This is a genomic window from Tindallia texcoconensis (assembly GCF_055383815.1).
The window spans coordinates 2,707,179-2,724,450 of the sequence record NZ_AP042431.1 but is presented as its reverse complement, the minus strand read 5'-3'; the positions used below and the strand labels follow the sequence as shown (position 1 = coordinate 2,724,450).

At 39.8% G+C, this 17,272-nt stretch carries 15 protein-coding genes; 2 read left to right on the top strand and 13 right to left on the bottom strand.

The genetic code is table 11. The annotated features are described in order from the left end of the window. Position 1 precedes the first annotated feature (1 nt). Entirely contained in the window at positions 2-4,027 is a 4,026-nt protein-coding gene (locus tag ACZ47N_RS12335; protein WP_464886846.1) for an acyl-CoA dehydratase activase, read from the bottom strand. Positions 4,028-4,213: 186 nt separating this feature from the next. Between ACZ47N_RS12335 and ACZ47N_RS12330 the strand changes: the two genes are divergently transcribed. After that, on the top strand, positions 4,214-4,900 hold the full coding sequence (locus tag ACZ47N_RS12330; RefSeq protein ID WP_464886845.1) for a Crp/Fnr family transcriptional regulator: 687 nt from the start codon (positions 4,214-4,216) through the stop codon (positions 4,898-4,900). 167 nt (positions 4,901-5,067) lie between these two features. Continuing rightward, positions 5,068-6,051 (top strand): stalk domain-containing protein, encoded by a 984-nt coding sequence (locus tag ACZ47N_RS12325; RefSeq protein WP_464886844.1) that lies wholly within the window; start codon positions 5,068-5,070, stop codon positions 6,049-6,051. Between the two features lie 76 nt (positions 6,052-6,127). Here the strand turns inward: ACZ47N_RS12325 and ACZ47N_RS12320 are convergent, their stop codons facing one another. The 12 genes from ACZ47N_RS12320 to phnC all read right to left on the bottom strand — a co-directional run bounded on the left by ACZ47N_RS12320 (position 6,128) and on the right by phnC (position 17,261). Beyond that, entirely contained in the window at positions 6,128-7,015 is an 888-nt protein-coding gene (locus tag ACZ47N_RS12320) for a fructose bisphosphate aldolase (protein ID WP_464886843.1), read from the bottom strand. A 131-nt stretch (positions 7,016-7,146) separates the two neighbouring features. Next, entirely contained in the window at positions 7,147-7,587 is a 441-nt protein-coding gene (locus ACZ47N_RS12315; protein WP_464886842.1) for an Hsp20/alpha crystallin family protein, read from the bottom strand. A 263-nt stretch (positions 7,588-7,850) separates the two neighbouring features. Further along, positions 7,851-8,783, bottom strand: a complete 933-nt coding sequence (locus tag ACZ47N_RS12310) for a glycine betaine ABC transporter substrate-binding protein (RefSeq protein WP_464886841.1) — start codon at positions 8,781-8,783, stop codon at positions 7,851-7,853. Continuing rightward, positions 8,773-9,324 carry a TetR/AcrR family transcriptional regulator gene (locus tag ACZ47N_RS12305; protein WP_464886840.1) on the bottom strand — a complete coding sequence of 184 codons (552 nt, stop codon included), beginning with the start codon at positions 9,322-9,324 and terminating at the stop codon, positions 8,773-8,775. Before ACZ47N_RS12305 ends, ACZ47N_RS12310 begins: the two co-directional genes overlap by 11 nt. A 187-nt stretch (positions 9,325-9,511) precedes the next feature. Beyond that, positions 9,512-9,988, bottom strand: a complete 477-nt coding sequence (locus ACZ47N_RS12300) for a thioesterase family protein (RefSeq protein ID WP_464886839.1) — start codon at positions 9,986-9,988, stop codon at positions 9,512-9,514. Positions 9,989-10,013: 25 nt separating this feature from the next. Further along, positions 10,014-10,985, bottom strand: a complete 972-nt coding sequence (locus ACZ47N_RS12295; RefSeq protein WP_464886838.1) for a 3-hydroxyacyl-CoA dehydrogenase NAD-binding domain-containing protein — start codon at positions 10,983-10,985, stop codon at positions 10,014-10,016. Positions 10,986-11,013: 28 nt separating this feature from the next. Further along, on the bottom strand, positions 11,014-11,904 hold the full coding sequence (locus ACZ47N_RS12290; RefSeq protein ID WP_464886837.1) for a beta-keto acid cleavage family enzyme: 891 nt from the start codon (positions 11,902-11,904) through the stop codon (positions 11,014-11,016). A 205-nt stretch (positions 11,905-12,109) separates the two neighbouring features. After that, positions 12,110-13,207, bottom strand: coding sequence for an AAA family ATPase (locus ACZ47N_RS12285; protein WP_464886836.1), 1,098 nt, complete (start codon positions 13,205-13,207; stop codon positions 12,110-12,112). Positions 13,208-13,276: 69 nt separating this feature from the next. Next, positions 13,277-13,462, bottom strand: coding sequence for a DUF3006 domain-containing protein (locus ACZ47N_RS12280; protein ID WP_464886835.1), 186 nt, complete (start codon positions 13,460-13,462; stop codon positions 13,277-13,279). A 396-nt stretch (positions 13,463-13,858) separates the two neighbouring features. After that, complete coding sequence (gene gap / locus ACZ47N_RS12275; RefSeq protein WP_464886834.1) at positions 13,859-14,878, bottom strand: type I glyceraldehyde-3-phosphate dehydrogenase; 1,020 nt, start codon at positions 14,876-14,878, stop codon at positions 13,859-13,861. Positions 14,879-14,980: 102 nt separating this feature from the next. Next, the gene (gene phnE, locus ACZ47N_RS12270; protein WP_464886833.1) at positions 14,981-16,558 is read right to left on the bottom strand and encodes a phosphonate ABC transporter, permease protein PhnE; all 1,578 of its coding nucleotides are present in this window, start codon (positions 16,556-16,558) and stop codon (positions 14,981-14,983) included. Then, complete coding sequence (gene phnC / locus ACZ47N_RS12265; RefSeq protein ID WP_464886832.1) at positions 16,530-17,261, bottom strand: phosphonate ABC transporter ATP-binding protein; 732 nt, start codon at positions 17,259-17,261, stop codon at positions 16,530-16,532. Before phnC ends, phnE begins: the two co-directional genes overlap by 29 nt. Between the last annotated feature and the right edge of the window lie 11 nt (positions 17,262-17,272).

The following is a 17,272-nucleotide window of genomic DNA, read 5'->3' as shown; positions in this document are numbered from 1 at the left end:
TCTAGGCACCCTTCCTTTCTTTTTCCTTTCTCTTGTTCTCAATACTCGGTTTCTTTTGTCGATCTCTGAGAGCGTAATAAATAAATGATTCCAGCTTCGATTTGTCTGTCTCGTTCTCATCGCCGTCAAAGGTTATGTTGAGATGAGGGATGTTCCTTTTCGATACTTCATCTTCCTGCAGGGTATTCAGGATGGTATTGGTATTCTCGTACATGGAAGCGACTGTCAGCAGTCCTATATCACTCTTAAGATCTCCTGAGGCTTTTGCGATACGGTAGCGACCGTTCCCGCCGGCATAGTTTTTCAGGGTACTATCTGCCCGCCGGATTAAATCTTCCGGTCGGTCCTCAAAGGGGCTTTCTTTTCCCAGTATGAAATGGATCCGTTGCATATATTCTTGCAGTTTATCCAGATCTTTATGGGCAGCAAGCTCTTTATGATTAACTTCCTGAGAAAGATAATCCTTCCACAGAAACCACAGGGTTTCACTGAGGGGCTGATAGCGCAGGCGGATACCATTTGATGCAAGGATTTCTTTTAAACCGTTGCTTAACAAAGGGGTGAATAACAGCCCTGTTTCTCCTATTATTCGTAAGGTTTTTTTGTTTTCTTCCTTGCTGTCAAGTGTTTTTATTTCTTCTGCGATGCTTTCCAGTTTTTCCATGGTCAGGCTTTCATTGCGAATTAAGCTAAGGAAGGTGTTCTGGTACTCGTATTTTTTGCTCTCTGGGGCCAGATGGACCAGATCTCCGGCCAAAATAAGCAAGAAGAGATCCTTGGTTAAAGAGGTCTCTTTGATGAAGTCCTCTACAAAAGGGGCCAGCACTTTCAAATCCCTGCGATTTAAGTGATCCAGCTTTTCTCTTATCAGCTGGTGATACTGCCCTCCCGCTTCAGCACCTTCAGAGGTCGGAATCACAAATCCGGCAGGAAGTTTTTCATCCATTACCTCTTCCGATTTTGCCAGAACATCTCCAATGAGAGATGTAAAGGAGAGATATTCTTTCGTCAATATATTTCGACGCCCTGTTTCCAGGGTTTTTTGGGTGGTTCCGGGAAGCACCTTCACGACATAGCCCCACTTCTGGAGATGCTGGGCAAAAAGATGGCTGTAGCTCTCCATGTAGGGAAGATGCCACTCCGTCTTTAGGTCCAGCCCTGATAGAGACATTTCCATGTTGAGAAAAGGATTTTCTCGATTGTTGACATATTCCTGTAGGCTTGCAGCTGCCTCCGCCGCTGGTTTTTCTGATTTCAGAGAGTTAATAAAAGCTTCCAGGCGGGTGACCACTCCAACTGCTGAGCAATGCTCATCCACCTCCATGTGAAGGTAGGGTTTATCCCCCATCTCGGATTTAACCAAGTGAATCAGAGTTGTATCCGGTCCGCAGCCGTGGTTTGTCAAATAGATGGGATATAGATTGGGATGTTCCTTGATAATCCGTATCCCAGAAAGAATATGCTGACCAAAGGGCCAGTACATGTTGGGATATTCCTTCGATGTATCATAATCATGGGCTGGAAGATTGGAAAGTGTCATCACCTTATATCCCATAGCTTCAAGCTTTTCAGGGATTCCCATGTTCAACACTGGATCTGCAATTCCATAGGCTCTGGTCACGATGACAAAGGCTTTTTCATTCTCCTTCAGTCCCTTTACGGTTTTTTCTCCTAACACCTCCACTTTTTTTTCAAAGGATTTAAAGTGCATCAGGCCTTTGGCTAAAGCAGCACTGGTCTGGATTTTATTTTTGCCCAGCTTTTCACCAAGTTCCATCAGTACTTTCATCATGTATTGTTTTCCAAAATTAAAAGACAGCTCCGGTGTGAGGAGAGTGATGCCATATTTTTCCGGTTCCATGATCTTCTCTACCAGCTTTGGGACACACTGCATATAAACGCAGCCATAATTCTGTCGTGTTTTAGAGACGGGATGGGCCATGGTATGGAGAGAAGGCAGAAACAAATAGTCCACTTCTTTCTCAATCAATTCCACTACGTGGCCGTTAATCAGTTTCACCGGGTAGCAGGTTTCTTCGATGGAGTGTTCCTGACTTCGTTCCACAGTTTTTTCATCGCTTTTATCGGAAAGAAGCACATTTAATCCCAATTCTTTAAAAAAGGTATTGAACAGTGGAAAGAGTTTATGCAAAAACAATACTCTAGGAATTCCCACGGTTTTCCGATGGGGATTCTTTTCAGGATCATATCCTTCCAAATAATGCCGGTCCACTTCATGAAAAACACTATCTTTCTTCGGTTGATTCAGTTGCTTTAGCTTTTTTTCATCCTTGGTGAGGTCATTTTCCATAGCTTCCCTGGCCAAAATTGCCGCCCCATAGGCACCTGTCACACTAAAAAACGGTGGTACTTCAATCGGTTTTTCCAGAATAGAGCGAAAGGCATTTACCACTGCCTGATTATAAGCTACTCCTCCCTGAAAGAAAATTTTCTTTCCTGTTTTTTTACGGCCTACAACTTTGTTCAGATAATTGTTCGCAATGGAATAGGATAAACCGGCAGCAATATCCGCTACGCTTTCCCTCCGGCTTAAAGCACCTGCAATATTGCTTTCTATAAAAACAGTGCAACGGTCTCCCAGATCTACGGGGGTTTCTGCTGAGAGTGCTAAGTCACCGAATTCATCAATGGAGATATCCAGTTTCTTAGCCTGATCTTCAATAAAGGAACCGGTTCCTGCAGCACAAATTTTATTCATCTCAAAATCCACTACAGCACCCTTTTCCATTCTAATGAACTTTGAATCCTGACCGCCGATTTCTATAATGGTATCCACATTCGGATCCAGGCTGTAGGCAGCTTTGGCCTGAGCGGTTATTTCGTCGATTATTACGTCGGCTCCCACATGCTTCCCCGCCAGATGTCTTCCAGAACCAGTAGCGCCAATTCCAAGAATCTCTAAATGGCCATCCACATTTTCTTTGATCATGGTAATTCCTTTATTTACTGCAGCAATGGGATCACCCTTCGTTCTAAGGTATTGATTACTGATCACTCGCTGATTTTTATCCATAAGAATCACATTGGTGCTGGTGGAACCAATGTCCAGACCCAAATACCCTGAAAGAAGCTGGCTACGATCATGAAGATAGCACTGATGCTTGTCTTTTCCATGATTTTTGCCAAAAGATACTAAGGAAGCAAATGTTCCTTTGTCCGCTGATTCAGCTTCTCTACATATAGTTTCTGCTGCAAAGCGCAATTTTTCCAGATCTAATGGATATTTTTTCTTTAATCCTAAGCCCGCGGCTCCCAGAGCCGAAATATTTCCACTCATGGATGGTAGGATAAAATCATCAGCCTCAAGTTTTAACACAGCTTTAAAAGCTTCCATAATTGCCTGGTTCTGTCCCACTCCACCGGCGACTAAAACAGGAGTTTTAATAGGATGTTTTTTCATCACATTGGCACGATAATTTTTGACAAGGGAATATGCTAGCCCCATTAAAATATTGTGTACTGGCTGACCCTCCTGCTGATGGTGGATAATGTCTGTTTTTGCGAATACGCTGCAACGGCCTGCAATTCTAGGAATTTCCGTTGCTTTTTCTGCCAGAGGGGAGTAGTCTTCTAACCTCATTCCCAGCCGGGAAATCTGCTCTTCAAGAAAGGATCCTGTGCCGGCGGAGCAGTTGCTGTTAATGGAAATAATTGGTCCTGAAGATGTATTCTGTAATTTTGTCAAAAACTTTGAGCTTTGCCCTCCAATTTCGATGATGGACTGGGCATTTCTGTCAGTGATAAGACTTCCTTCTATCAAGGCTGTCACTTCATTCACCCCACATATGCTGCCAGAGTTCACCAGATTTTTTACACTCTGTCCTGTAGCACCGCCGAATCGAATTTTCTCAGGGTATTTCTTCGACAATTTGTCCAAATACTTCTCAGCCACTTCTTTTATCTTCCCTTTATGCAAAACATAGGTGCTATCCACAATATTCAGATCTTCATCAATTAAGACTCCCTTAAAGGCAGAATATCCTATATCAATCCCTACGCTATACATTCATCCTCCCCCTCTATCTAATTAGTTTATATAAGAAAATAGGTCTATTTATTGACAACGATTATCATTTTCGAATATCCTGAGTATAGTATAGCAAGAAAGACATTAAAAAAGTGTATCCGTAGATACACATTGAGAGCTTTTATCAATTAAGCAAAATAAAAATTTTCTTTAGAGGTGAGTAAAATGAATGAACTGATTTCTGATCTTCGCAGTTGCATCCTTTTTGAGCGTCTTTCGGATAATGAGATACGAGAGCTTTTAAGCGAAATAGAGTATCAGGTCCGGACCTTTGATAAAAATGAAGTGATTTTTAGTCCTCATCAAAAGGCCGATGTCCTTGGAATCCTGCTGGAGGGAACCGTGGACGTCCAGAAGATTTTTTCCTGTGGAAAGATTATTACGATCAATCGAAGGTTTTCCCAGGACCTCATTGCCGATGCATCTATTTTTGCCAACATCCAGTATTATCCTTCGTATATTGTCGCTAGCGATAAAAGCAGGCTCTTCTTGATCAATCGAAAAAACCTGCTCACTCTTTTTTCGTTAAATGAAGAAATTATGGCAAAATTTTTACAATCTGTCTCTAATCGAGTTCTTACATTGAATAAATCCATAGAGATATTTTCCATGTCCTCCGTATCTTCAAAAATCGCCTGGTATTTATTAAATGCATATCAGGAACAGAAAAATTCCTGCATACAAATGATTTTCACCAAAAAGGATTTAGCTGAGCATTTAAATGTGTCCCGAACCACGCTTTCAAGAGAACTTAAAAACATGGAGAACGAGGGAGTTCTTTCTTTCAGTCGTAAATCAATTCAAATTCATGATGTAAACAAATTAAAAAATTTATGTTCTCAACCAGGATAAAAACAAATTACCCTTAATAGAAAGGTCTTTGATTTTTTATTGACATTAATAATCATTAATATTATAATTCACCTGATAATGAATTTCATTCTACATGGAAGGAGCTGAACTACAAGTTTATCTTCGGATTTTCAATAAGAATCATATTCAAGGGGAGGAATTTGGTAATGAAGAAATTTATTGCTGGCTTAATGGTTGGCGTCATTCTTTTGAGCGGAGTCGTTTATGCAGCAGGTACACGCATCGAAGTTTCGTTGGAAACCCTGACATTTTTCATTGATGGCGAAGAAAAAGAACATGAAACTCTCATTCACGAAGGTCGAACCTATGCGCCTTTAGGATTTATTGCTGAATCGGTGGGAAAAGAAATTCTGTGGGATGGCGAAACCCGTTCAATACATATTGGCCCCCACCAGGAGAGCTCTTCTTATGAAGACGGAAGGTATAGAGGCATTTATGAAGACCGCGGCGTTCAACAGGTCAGCATTCAATTTCACTTGGAGGATGGCATATTTAGAGATTTGAGCTACCGCCACTTATACCACGGAGGAAATGATTACCGACAAATCGAAGAGGGCCATGAACTTTATCCAGTAGTAGAGCAGCACCAGCAAATTTTGGATTACCTGGAAGACAAACCGCTGGAAGCCATTTTTGATCTGTACACTCCTGAAATAATGATCGATGACATTGATACCTTCACAGGTGCTACTGTCAGAGCAAACAAGGTTTTATCTGCCATACGAGACGGCCTGAACAGAGGCCTTTACACACCTGCTGATGAATTCAGCAGAGAGTTGGGTGAATATGAAAACGGCAGGTATCGAGGAATTTTTGCAGACCGAGGCGTTCAACAGGTCAGCATTCAATTTCACTTGGAGGATGGCATATTTAGAGATTTGAGCTACCGCCACTTATACCACGGAGGAAATGATTACCGACAAATCGAAGAGGGCCATGAACTTTATCCAGTAGTAGAGCAGCACCAGCAAATTTTGGATTACCTGGAAGACAAACCGCTGGAAGCCATTTTTGATCTGTACACTCCTGAAATAATGATCGATGACATTGATACCTTCACAGGTGCTACTGTCAGAGCAAACAAGGTTTTTTCTGCCATACAAGATGGTTTGAATAGGGGTCTATATTAATAAGCTTAATTTCATAAACAGAACAATACAAAACGGACGCCATGATCGCGTCCGTTTTAGCATGTTTTTTTCATCATCAGGTAATGGATGCCTGATAAATTTTTTCAATGGCCATTTTTAAAGTATTGTCAAACTCTTCATCTGTTTGCTGTGCCGACAGGTCTTCTAGCAATGCTCTAGAAAAACTAGCAATGATACCAGGGTTTTTTGTCAGTAACTCCACAGCTTCATCGCAGCCATATCCACCGGATAGAGCCACTACCCTAAGCACTTTAGGATGATTCACCAATTCACTATAAAAGCCTTCTTCGCTGGGTATAGACAGCTTTAGCATAATCGTCTGATCTTCTGCCAAGGTATTAAGATGCTTAAGTATTTGAACCATTAGCAACTTCTCTGATTCCGCTTTATCTGAGCTGTTAATATCTACTTCAGGTTCAAGGATAGGCATCAGACCTGCTTCTAGAATTTGTTTACCATATTCAAACTGTTGGCTAACAACCTTTTGGATCCCTTCTGGGTTGGCTTCTTTGATCACAGACCGCATTTTAGTTCCAAATATGTTTCGCTCTTTTCCTCTTTGAAGTAATGTGTCTAATCCTGTAATGGGTTTCATCAGTTGAACGCCATCTGTTAGCTCAGTTAGACCTTTATCAACTTTTAGGAATGAAATAATTTTTTTCTGGTTCCATAAATAATCTGGGGTTTTCATCCCTTCAACCTCTCGGTCCATGGTTTGTTCAAAGAGAATAACCCCAAGCACTTTTTCACTCGTAAAAGATGGACTCGTCATAATGCGAGAACGCATGGTGTGCACCAGGTCAAACATTTCTTTGTCATTGGAATATGCATCATTTTCTATGCCATAACCAGCTAATGCTTTCGGGGTACTTCCACCACTTTGGTCGAGTGCTGCAATAAATCCTCGGCCTATACGCATGCGATCAGTCTGTTGGCTCTTCATGATAACACCTCTTTTTCAAATTTTATACTCTTTTACACTCTATTCATTTTATATCCTCTAATTTACTCTTCAAACGTAGTAATCCGTCTTAACAAAGAAACCTGCCTTTAATCAGGCAGGTTTCTTTGTTTTTATTTGATTTCAATTTGTTTTCTTGTCTCTTTCTGTGGATCTTTTGGTAATGCTACTTTAAGAATTCCATTCTCATACTTGGCTCCAATTTTGTCTGGATCGATGTCTTTTACAAGGAAGGTTCGGCTTACTCTTCCCATTTTACGCTCCCGACAAATATAATTTTCTTTTTCTTCGTTCATTTCATCTTCTTTCTCTGCTGAAATAATCAGATGCTCGTTTTCATAACTAATTTTAATCTGATCTTTTTCAAAACCTGGAATTTCAGCTTCCATTACATACTTATCTTCTTCTTCTTGAATATCTACTTTGATACCTGACTGCATAGCAGGCGCCATTCTATGATCTCCAAAAAAGGGATCATTGAAAAACTTCTCAAATAATGTGTCTAAGTCTCGTCCTCTTCTCTGATTTCTAAATGGTACTAAATTGTTCATCATAGCGAACTTCCTCCTTTTCTTCAATTTTTAATTTCTTAACTTTTCTTTGACTATATTATAGCTATAAAGGTCAAAGATAGTCAAGTTTACTTGAGTGTTTTTAAACAAAAATATATAGTATTTTCTCTTTTTTTCTCTTTTTTTCTTTATTTTTTACCTATTTATCTAATCTGAACAAACAAAAATACGATAGGTACAACGTAAAGTCAAAGACAAAGTAAAAACCGCAGGGATTTAACCCTACGGTTTTTCACTTGTATTCCTTATTGCATTTCTTCAATAGAATTGATATCAACATAGTCAGGTACTACAAGGCCTAACTTAGCACCTTCGTAAATGTTACCCAAATCTTCTAGGCGATCTCCGTAATTATCCCAGTAATTAGACTGAGTCAGAGGCAACCAAGCGCAAGTCATAGCATCATAATCTCCAGAAGCTAGTGATTCGTATAATACAGCCACATCAACCATTTCCATTTCTACTTTATAATTCATTTCTACTTCCAAAACATGTGCTATCAAGTTGGTCTTAGCAATAGCGCAAGTCCAGTTATTATATAACAATCGAACCATTTCACCTTCTCCATCAGCACCTTCTGGTATCCAGCTTTGAATCAGGTCTTGGTTATCCATAGCCCAACTCTCCATAGCTTCACGATCTCCCTGTTCCCCTTCTTGAATCAATAGCATAATTTCGCCCAACTGGTCGTCATTCAGAGAGTAATTTCCAAGGACTTCAGCTACTTCTGGCATATCTTCAGTGATCCCTGCTCGCCCCAGAGCTTTGATGCTTTCTTCTTCACCGAAGATCCCAAGCGGGTCTTCCAAGAATCGCAAGTTATACTCTGGAAATTTCCAATGAGGTGTCCAACCAATGGCAACAACCCACTCTTCAGTCATCGCTCGGGATTCGATCTCAGCAATCATAGCCGCTTCACTGGAGTCTACTAAATTATAATCCTCCAGGCCATATTCTACCATCACTTTCTCTTCTACGGTACTCATAATCTCTGCACCAGCATCGATCCCTATAATTTCTTTATTAAATTTTTCAGCAACACTCTCTTCTGTTGACACGTCAGCTTGGTTTTCATTACCATCTACTTCCTTGTCTCCGTTGCCATCACCAGCGCATCCTCCTATGAAGATTGCAGTAATTAACAGACCGATCAGTACAATATGTTTTTTATGAATCATCTTCCATTTCCTCCTTTTGTATTGGTTCAGATTTTGTTTCAACCAGATTCTTCTCAATTACCATGGTTTTTTGTATCATACGCTTAAAAACACGATGAAGTAGCTTTTCATCAAATTTCGACAGGCCCATCAATTTATTCATCCAAAGACCGTCAATAGCAAGCCTCAAAATTGTTGCTTCAGTCGGATCCAAACCATCATTTTCGACTTTAGTTTGCCAATGTTCATAAGCTTGCTTAATAGGCTCCAGTAAATCTGGTTTTAAGGCTACAGCCATCAAAAAGCTCGCATTCAGTTCTTCTTCATCATGAGCCTGTTCGAAAGTCTCCGCAATAAGTGATCGAGTCCATTTCCCTCTTTCGTACTCTTCATGAGCCACTCGGTGTTCCACACCAGTTCGGTAGCTGTCACTGGTATACTCCACCATGGCTTTCACCAACGCTTCTTTCGTTTTAAAATAATGTAGAAGTCCGCCCTTGCTAATGTGAGCTTCTTGGGCGACGGCATCTAGTGTCAGAGCAAAAACCCCTTTTTTATACACGATTCTGGATGCAGCTTTAATGATACTGTCGTATTTCGCCCGTTTTTTGATGATATTTCCCTCACTTTTACATTTTCTGATAAATTATGCTGTCCAGACGGTTTTGGACGTTGGATTGATTATAGCACGTCTGTCATGTTCCTTCAAGTCTAGGCCAAAACTGTATCGTGCATCCATATTTGTTTTTTTATTTTTTTACTGGAATCTTAATGCTCCGACCTGCTCTTGAGGGATAGGGAAGTTCTATCTGTTGTTCATATATTTTATTGATTTTTTCCGATACTTTGTGGGGAAATTCTCTTGGCTTTTTAGTAACAGTATCTATTCCCATTAGCATTAGTTCACAAGTGGAAATAATCTCTCCGTTCTCCTGTATCATTTCCATAAACAGGTGAATTCGTTTAGGATCCCAGTCTAGTATTTGTCCAACAACCTCTATAGGCTGACCTTCTAAAGCTTCTTTCAGAAAGCAGGTATGTGTTTCTAATGTGTAGGTAGTGTACTGATATGATTCTCGAGCCGCTTCGTCTAACCCTATGACATCTACTAACTTTTCCAATGCATTGGTGAAAATTAAAGCGTAGGCAGAATCGTTCATATGACCATTATAATCCACCCAGGATGATTGAACAGAGCAATGCAAGAGTTGTAGCTTTTTGTTCATATGAAATCTCCTCTTCTCTCAATCTTTATAGGTTTTCTTGCATAATCGTTTGAGGTTCTGGCCAATATTCTTGGGCTAAGGTCAGAACTTCTGTCAGAAACTGATCTCGCCGATGAGCCAATTCTGCAACAGGTCGTCCTCCAGCATGAGATTCACACCCATCAATGACTTTTTCTTTAAGAGTCTCTGTCAACTCTGGTGCTTCCAGTTTGGTCCAAGGAAGTTTTAAAGCTGGTCCAAATTGTTCTAACATATGACGCATTCCTGCATCTCCTCCTGCCATATGGAAGGTCAAGAAAGGACCCATTTGTGCCCACCGAAGTCCAGCACCGTAAACAATCGCAGCATCCACTTCTTCCGTTGTAGCTATATCTTCGTTTACAATATGCAAGGCTTCCCGCCAAAGCGCTTCCATTAACCGATCTGCCACATGGCCTTCTACTTCTTTTCGAACAATTAAAGGCTTCATGCTAATGGTTTTATAGAATCTCTCCGCCTGTTTGATCACCTTTGGATCTGTCTTCTCACCGGCCACCAATTCTACTAGGGGCAAAAGATACACAGGATTAAACGGATGAGCCACCAACACTCGTTTTGGGTTTCTGCAAGCTTTTTGCAAGGTACTTGGAGTAATCCCAGAGGTGCTTGATGCGATAATAGCTTCTGCTTTAGCATGCTCACTTATTTCTCTTAGGACCTGATGTTTTAGATCCAGAACTTCTGGTACATTTTCCTGAATGAGGTCTGCTTCTTTGACAGCTGCTGATATTTCTTTTTCAAAAATAAGATTATGGAGAGATGCACCCTTCGCTAGCCCTGTTTTTTCTAATGAAGGCCATGCCTGTTGAATTGCTATCCGTGTTTTTTCTTCAGCACCTGGAGCTGGATCTGTTGCGACAACTTTCATGCCATGAGCTAAGCAACGTGCAATCCAACCATTTCCAATAACACCAGTGCCTATAATAGCAATTTTAGATATCTCATTTGTATCACTCATTCTATCATGCCTCCTGTTTTGAATATGTTTATTTTAATTCCAATGTTTCACGGGTTTCTTGAGGCGTCATGGGATCTTTTCCAAGTTTCCTAAGAATTTCTATTCCTTTTTCTACTAATTGGTCGTTCCGTGCAATAACGCCTTTAGAAAGATAGAGATTGTCTTCTAAGCCTACCCGAACGTGGCCTCCCAGCAGAGCTGTTTGTGCCAAAATTTTCATTTGCATAGCGCCAATTCCAAAGGCAGACCAAGTGGCATTTTCCGGTAAACGACTACGCAAGTAAAGCATGGTTTCTGTATCCGCAGCTGCTCCCCAAGGAATCCCTAAACAAAATTGAAAATGAGGTCTTCCTTCTATTAACCCTTCGGAAATTAATTGGTTAGCGAAGCGAATATGACCAGTATCAAAGCACTCTAATTCTGGCTTCACACCACTTTCACGGATAAGTTTTGCTTGATGACGAAGCCATTCCGTTGGACTAACATATACAAGGTCACCAAAATTGACGCTTCCACAGTCTAGTGTACACATCTCCGGTTTTAGCTGGTCCACAGGCATGTGACGTTCCTCCCCAGTCTGCAAGTCACTACCTTCCCCTGCTTGATACGGATTATGAGGATTTGGTACAAAATCACCTCCACCTCCTGAAGTAATGTTAATGACAATATCTGTTTCTGATTCTCGAATCCGTTCCACAATTTCCCGATACAAAGCTGGATCGTGGCTTACACCTCCAGTTTTCGGGTTTCGAGCATGAATGTGGACCACAGATGCTCCTGCTTTAGCAGCCTCAATGGAAGCCTTAGCTATTTCTTCAGGGGTCACCGGAACATGTGGATTGACTTTACTTGTGTCTCCAGCCCCAGTGACAGCACAGGTGACAATGGCTTTATTTTTTATACTATAGCCTTGAACCATTATTGAAATCCTCCTTTTCTCACTTTAATTATCAGACATTTTAAACCGTCCAGACGGTTTAAAATGTCATTTACGAATATAACATGGTATGATGATGATTTCAAGGGTAAATCGAAAAAAATTATTTAAAACTTTTTTATTGCATTAAGAAACCCACTGACATTATTGCCAGCAGGTTTCTTAAAAACAGCTTATGAATTATTGTCTACTTGTTATTGGTTGATGCAATTAAGGTCATTGCTTCTCCAATATTTTCGGCATCCCCATCACTGATCGCTTCTTCCATGAGTTCCAATTTGGGCAGGGTAAGGAATTCCTTTCCAAGAACACTTTCGTATTTGGTAGAAAGCGTTGTAGAAATTCTATTCAGTTTTTCCAAGTTTTCTTTACCTTTTTGATAAATATCCTGATACTCAATTTTAAGGGAGTCTAACGCTTCCTGATTCGCCTCTGTAATCTGTTGCTTAATCTCTTCAGCTGTTCCCTGATCAAATTCTAACAGTGCCTTCTTCTGTTCTTCCAGCATCTCATTGATAGTCTCTTTGTACGTCTCTATCTCCTTGTCAAATTCACCCAAGCCATAGTGGCTCTCATCTTTATCTTTTTTGATTTCTTGCTTGATTTTTCGTTGTCTTTTCTTACTTTCTTGAATGTTTTTTCTCATAGCTCGCACTCTGTTTAAGGCTTCTAAATGTTTGTATTTCGTTTTGCCGATCACCAGGTAAAGGCCGCCGAATACCAGAATCACCATTACATAACTAAGGGCCAGATAAAGCGTGCCTTCGCCTTCAAATAATAAGTGGTAAATACCGAAGGGAACAGCAAAAAAAGCGATGGCCAAGGTCAGAAGAATAATACCAAAATCTCCCATTCCACTGGGAAAATAAAGGGCGAAAAATAGTCGATTGTTGTATAAGAATGGAATGTTTTCCTGTTTAAATACCGACTTGCCTGCCAAATATAATTCTTCATCTTCACTTCTAAAATCAGCCGTTTCCATGTCAATCCGTTCCATGACAGCTTTCTTTTTGGCTTTTTCTCTTTTGGACTCAACACTCTTTAATTTAACCTTCACATGATTAATCTGTTCATCAAAAGAAGATTCAACTTGATCCCTACGTTGACGTGTCACTTTTTTAATTTCATCTTCTATGTCCTTTTCTTTTTTTTCAATACTGTCTTCCAATTGCTTTTCATTCATCTCTAAAATGTTTTTCTGCTGGATACATTCATTTAATTCGATGACACTTTCTTTAATGGTTGTAACCTCCTGCAGGCCACCCTGTAGAATATTTTGTTCCATTTTTTCACCCTTTCAATCAATATGACTTATTTAAGCACTTTTACTCATCCCTTAATTCTCAGGTTGCTCTTATTCTAAAAGATGCTTTATTCTTTCTCTTCTTCTTTCCGTTGCCTCTTCGTCAATTTCGATACTAATAACATCTCCTTCATTAGCCATGTTGGGCAATAATGCTTTGGGCATATTCATAAAATCACCATTGTCTATTTCAACAATGGCATAAGGTCCTTCAAATCGATCAATAATTATTTTCAATATAAATCCCCCTTTTGATTGAAGATGTTAGGAATAATTGCTAGTAGCATTTATCACTTTATTACCCATTTTTCAACAAAATATCATACCCAAGTTCATAATATTGATTTTTGTTAAACTCAAAACGTTTGATCATTTATAGTCTAGTTTAACCCCATATGCTTTTATAGATCTTGGTTTGTTCTGATTGAAAAAGGTAATCCTTTATCTCCTCCTTGATGGGTTGATTTTGCATTATTAAAAATCGACTGATCCCTGTAGAAAATGTCGGTCCCCCTAAAATGACTTCAGCCTCCGCTATCTTGAAGTATCCACTTTCGAATGAGCTTCATCCTGTGGGTCCTTTCAATATAAAGTGCCCTGAAGAAGAATCTTCAGGGCACTTTTTCAATGACTCTAGTTTAAGCTAGCCATATACTTTAATGTACGAACCATCTGGTGCACATAACTCATTTCATTATCATACCAAGCTGCAATGTGGACCTGAAACACTCCTGTTCCACTTCTTGCTACCAAGGTTTGAGTCGCATCAAAAAGAGATCCATATTTCATGCCAATCACATCGCTGGAAACCAAATTCTCTTCGGTGTAACCAAAGGTCTCGTTGGTGGCATTTTTCATGGCTTCATGTACTCCTTCTAACGTAACAGTTTCGCTGGAATCTTTAAGAACAGCATCTAGAATGGTAATGGATCCCGTAGCAACTGGTACTCTCTGTGCAGCACCCATTAACTTTCCCTCTAGTTCAGGTATCACTAAACCAATAGCTTTAGCTGCACCAGTGCTATTAGGAACAATATTCATGGCTCCAGCACGAGCACGTCGAAAGTCATTTTTCTTGTGTGGTCCATCCAAAAGCATTTGGTCTCCTGTATAGGCATGAATGGTTGTCATGAACCCGGTGCGAAGCTCTCTGTAATCATTAAGAGCCTTGGCCATAGGTGCCAAGCAATTTGTCGTACAGGATGCAGCGGATACAATAGTATCTTCTTTGGTTAGAATGTCCTGATTCACTCCAAATACAATGGTTGGAATATCATTCCCCGCAGGGGCTGATATTAGAACCTTTTTAGCTCCTGCATCTAAATGAGCCTGTGATTTTGCTTTGGATGCAAAAAACCCAGTGCATTCCAATACAAGATCGACGCCTAACTTTCCCCAAGGTAAATTAGATGGTTCTGGCTCTTTATAAATTGGTATTTCATGGCCATCCACCTTAATGGAGTTATCTGTATGTTCTACTGTATGGCCAGCATAGGGTTTTTGAACAGTATCATATTTCAGTAGATACGCCAGCATATCCGGTTGACTCAAGTCATTTATGGCTACCACTTCCACATCATCATTTCCAAATATTTCCCGAAAAGTCAAACGTCCCATTCTTCCAAATCCGTTAATTGCTACTTTTATCTTCATACGTCACTCCTCCTTATTTTCTCAATTTCTTTGTTAACAGTTTATCATTTCACAGATACAAACACAACTGCTTACAAGAACAGATCTTCTGGGATGTGTCCTTTATTTCACTTTCTGTCTTATACAATTAGAGAGTCTATCAATAAGGATAATCATAATGGATACACCTAATAAAAGCAGTCCTACTTGTTCCCAGTTTCTCCAGTTAATGTTCATGGTAAGGGCCGTTCCAATACCTCCAGCACCAATAATACCCAGAATAGTGGAATTCCGTATATTCGATTCCATCCGATACAGCAGTAAACTGGTGAAATTCGAAAAAGTTTGAGGGACCATGCCATGTCGATATGCTTCAAGTTTCGTAGCTCCAGTTACCAAAATACTTTCTTTGACATTTCCTTGCATATTTTCCAGGACTTCGCTGTACATTTTTGTTAGAACACCCGTAGTATAGATGCTCAGCGCTAATGCTCCTGCCAGGGGACCTGGTCCAACGCCTCTAAAAAAAATAATGGCCATGATTATAGGAGGAAAAGTACGCATAATATTAATAAGGGCTTTTGTCACCAACGTAACTATCTTTCCTGGTCCAAGATTATATGTAGCAAAATAGGACAATACCATGGCAGATATCCCTCCCACTATGGTTGCAAAAACCGCAATTAGTAGACTTTCAAAAATTCCTTCAAAAAGCCTTGGATAATAAGAAAAATCTACTTGAATCATTCTAAAAACGATTTGACTCCCCTGCTGGTATCCTACAACCAATCGTTCTAGGCTTATGTTAAGGCTGTTGACTACTGCTACCATCAACATTGCAAAAAAGACAGGTATCAGAACTGACTTCAAAATTTTATGTTTCCTGTAGTGCTCAAGACTTCTGTAGGAGGATGAATATTCTTTTAAAAATTTTCGTACCATAAAGCTTAATAGATCGATCAGAAGAATGGTAGCAAATAACATCAAAATAATAGTGGCTAAGTTATCATATCGAAGATGGTTTAAATCTCGCCAAATTATCTGTCCAACTCCTCCTGCTCCAACCAAACCCAAGACCGTAGCACTTCTAATGTTGGTTTCAAAAACAATAAAAAACACAGATACTGACATTCCTGTCATATTAGGCAGAATGCAGTATCGGAGGACTTCTATAGGGCTAGCCCCTACAGATTTAATAGAATTTAGCTGATTCGCGTTAATAGATTCTATGTATTCTCGAAAAAGCTTTAAAGACATTAAAAAAGCAATGATCGAAAGCGCTAAGATGCCAGAAAATTTTCCGATGCTGAAGATGGATACTAGAATTGCTGCCCAAATAAGACTAGGGATAGTTCTGAAAAATGCAAATATAGCATTGAGTAGTTTACTAAGATATACATTAGGGCTAATGTTTTCCGATGTCATCAATGAAACTGGAATGGCCAACATCACTCCTGTCAAAGATGAAAGAACTGCAATTTCAATAGTTTCAGTGATTTTTTCGAACGCCTCTCCCATGTAGGAAATATTTGGATGAAACATTCGTCTGAAAAGATCCGCCATATCTGGAATTCCAGCAATGATTTTAACAAAACTAAACTCCACCTTATATCCAATGAAAACCAAGAAAATAATAGCCGTTATTACAAAGAGAAGTCGATTTCGACTTCTCTTAATCATATAGTTTCTTAAGGTCATCATCTGATAGATCACCTGCTTTCCCATCGTAGACTACGGTCCCATTTTTTAGTCCGATAATCCTAGAACAGTACTTTTTAGCCAGTTCTACATCGTGTAAATTGATAAGAATGGTAATGTTCTTTTTAATATTAGCTCTCCTAAAATACTCCATAATAAGGTGTGCTGTAGCTCGATCTAAGCTTGCCACTGGCTCGTCCGCTAATATTATTTTGGGGCGCTGACACAAGGTTTTTGCAATGGCTACCCGCTGTTTCTGTCCACCACTAAGCTGATCTGCTCGCTCATACATCTTTTCTTCCAAGGCCACATATGAAAGGGCTTTTTGTGCCCTTTCATAGTCTTCTTGGCTAAAAATCCTGAAAAGAGACTGAATAGGAGTCTTGTAGGAAAGCCTGCCAATCAGGACATTATCGATAACAGTAGAGCGGTCTATCAAGTTATAATCCTGAAAGATAAAACCAATCTCTCTTCTGATTTCTCGCAATCCTTTATTATTGAGACTCATGATATCCCAATCATCCAACAAGATTTTTCCTTTAGTGGGTCTCACCAATAAGTTGATACACTTTAATAAAGTGGATTTTCCGCTGCCACTTGAACCTATGATGCCCACAAATTCTCCGTCTTCCACTGTCAAGTTTACATCTTGCAAGGCCAATGTTTTATTGTCGTAAATAACCTGTAGATTTTCTGTCTTAAGCATTTTTACAACTC

Bases quoted from the DNA above. Each gene is read 5' to 3' on its own strand.
- ACZ47N_RS12290 (WP_464886837.1), bottom strand. From the start codon at position 11,904: ATGGTTCAAGGCTATAGTATAAAAAATAAAGCCATTGTCACCTGTGCT.
- gap (WP_464886834.1), bottom strand. From the start codon at position 14,878: ATGAAGATAAAAGTAGCAATTAACGGATTTGGAAGAATGGGACGTTTG.
- phnE (WP_464886833.1), bottom strand. From the start codon at position 16,558: ATGATGACCTTAAGAAACTATATGATTAAGAGAAGTCGAAATCGACTT.
- ACZ47N_RS12300 (WP_464886839.1), bottom strand. From the start codon at position 9,988: ATGAACAAAAAGCTACAACTCTTGCATTGCTCTGTTCAATCATCCTGG.
- ACZ47N_RS12320 (WP_464886843.1), bottom strand. From the start codon at position 7,015: ATGAAGAGCCAACAGACTGATCGCATGCGTATAGGCCGAGGATTTATT.
- ACZ47N_RS12310 (WP_464886841.1), bottom strand. From the start codon at position 8,783: ATGATTCATAAAAAACATATTGTACTGATCGGTCTGTTAATTACTGCA.
- ACZ47N_RS12315 (WP_464886842.1), bottom strand. From the start codon at position 7,587: ATGATGAACAATTTAGTACCATTTAGAAATCAGAGAAGAGGACGAGAC.
- ACZ47N_RS12335 (WP_464886846.1), bottom strand. From the start codon at position 4,027: ATGTATAGCGTAGGGATTGATATAGGATATTCTGCCTTTAAGGGAGTC.
- ACZ47N_RS12295 (WP_464886838.1), bottom strand. From the start codon at position 10,985: ATGAGTGATACAAATGAGATATCTAAAATTGCTATTATAGGCACTGGT.
- ACZ47N_RS12325 (WP_464886844.1), top strand. From the start codon at position 5,068: ATGAAGAAATTTATTGCTGGCTTAATGGTTGGCGTCATTCTTTTGAGC.
- phnC (WP_464886832.1), bottom strand. From the start codon at position 17,261: ATGCTTAAGACAGAAAATCTACAGGTTATTTACGACAATAAAACATTG.
- ACZ47N_RS12285 (WP_464886836.1), bottom strand. From the start codon at position 13,207: ATGGAACAAAATATTCTACAGGGTGGCCTGCAGGAGGTTACAACCATT.
- ACZ47N_RS12330 (WP_464886845.1), top strand. From the start codon at position 4,214: ATGAATGAACTGATTTCTGATCTTCGCAGTTGCATCCTTTTTGAGCGT.